The sequence below is a fragment of the Syntrophaceticus schinkii genome (genome assembly GCF_000946815.1).
GTDB lineage: Bacteria > Bacillota > DSM-12270 > Thermacetogeniales > Thermacetogeniaceae > Syntrophaceticus > Syntrophaceticus schinkii.
This window is the reverse complement of sequence record NZ_CDRZ01000084.1, coordinates 1-1,426: the sequence shown is the minus strand read 5'-3', so window position 1 is coordinate 1,426 and position 1,426 is coordinate 1. Positions and strand designations below refer to the sequence as shown.

The following is a 1,426-nucleotide window of genomic DNA, read 5'->3' as shown; positions in this document are numbered from 1 at the left end:
TGCGATATGCAGCGAGGTTAAAGCTTAAAAGGCTGGAAGCCGCAGCGAAAGCGAGTCTGAAGAGGGCGAAAGAGTTGCATAGCGCAGACCCGAAACCGGGTGAGCTACCCATGGGCAGGGTGAAGCGAGACTAACCTCTCGTGGAGGCCCGAACCGACCGTCGTTGAAAAGCCGGCGGATGACCTGTGGGTAGGAGTGAAAAGCTAAACGAACCCGGAGATAGCTGGTTCTCCCCGAAATAGCTTTAGGGCTAGCCTCAGGGGATACTTTATGGGGGTAGAGCACTGATCAGGCTAGGGGCGTCGACCACGTTACCGAACCTTTTCAAACTCCGAATACCATAAAGAGAGAACCTGGGAGTCAGACTATGGGTGACAAGATTCATAGTCAAAAGGGAAAGAGCCCAGACCGCCGGCTAAGGTCCCCAAGTACAGGCTAAGTGGGAAAGGATGTGGGGCTACCCAGACAACCAGGATGTTGGCTTAGAAGCAGCCACCATTCAAAGAGTGCGTAATAGCTCACTGGTCAAGTGGCCCTGCGCCGAAAATGTAACGGGGCTCAAGCCTGACACCAAAGCCGCGGAGTTTAGTGGTTTGTCGTTAGTGGTTAGTAGTTAGGAGAAGAAAAGATGCCTGGATACAAAAAATTAACTGTCTATCAAAAGGCATATCGGCAAGCATTAAACATACACAAAAAAAACTCAAAGCTTTCCTGCATATGAAAAGTATGAACTTGGAAGTCAACTAAGGAGAGCAGCAGTATCGATAATGCTAAACATAGCCGAAGGATACGGCAGAAGAGACGCAAAAGCAGAGTTCCAGCATTTTTTAAGAAACGCACTCGGTTCATGTAATGAAGTACTTGTACTGCTTGATTTCGTAAGAGAACTTGGCTACTTGACAGAAGCCGAGTACAAACAACTAAGCAATGAATACACAACAATAGGAAAACAACTTTACCGATTAAGACAAGCGTGGAATCCTAACGACTAATTACCAACGACCAACCACTAAACTGGTAGGGGAGCGTTCCAGCAGCACAGAAGGTGTACCGAAAGGTATGCTGGAGCGGCTGGAAGTGAGAATGCCGGTATGAGTAGCGAGAAGGCAGGTGAGAATCCTGCCCGCCGGAAGCCCGAGGTTTCCTGGGGAAGGCTCGTCCGCCCAGGGTAAGTCGGGACCTAAGCCGAGGCTGAAAAGCGTAGGCGATGGACAATCGGTGGAAATTCCGATACCACCGGTAAGCCGTTAATAGCGATGGGGTGACACAGGAGGGTAGGCACAGCGGGCCGTTGGTAGAGCCCGTCCAAGCTGGTAGGGAGACCTGATAGGCAAACCCGTCAGGTCACAAATCCCGAGAAGCGAGAGCGAGGGAAAAATAAGTACCGAAGTGGCTGATCCCACACATGGCGAGAAAAACCTCTAGT

1 rRNA gene is annotated in these 1,426 nt (G+C 50.4%); it reads left to right on the top strand.

Annotated elements, in window-relative coordinates:
* Positions 1-1,426: ribosomal RNA gene (locus SSCH_RS04985) — 23S ribosomal RNA — on the top strand; the annotation flags it as partial.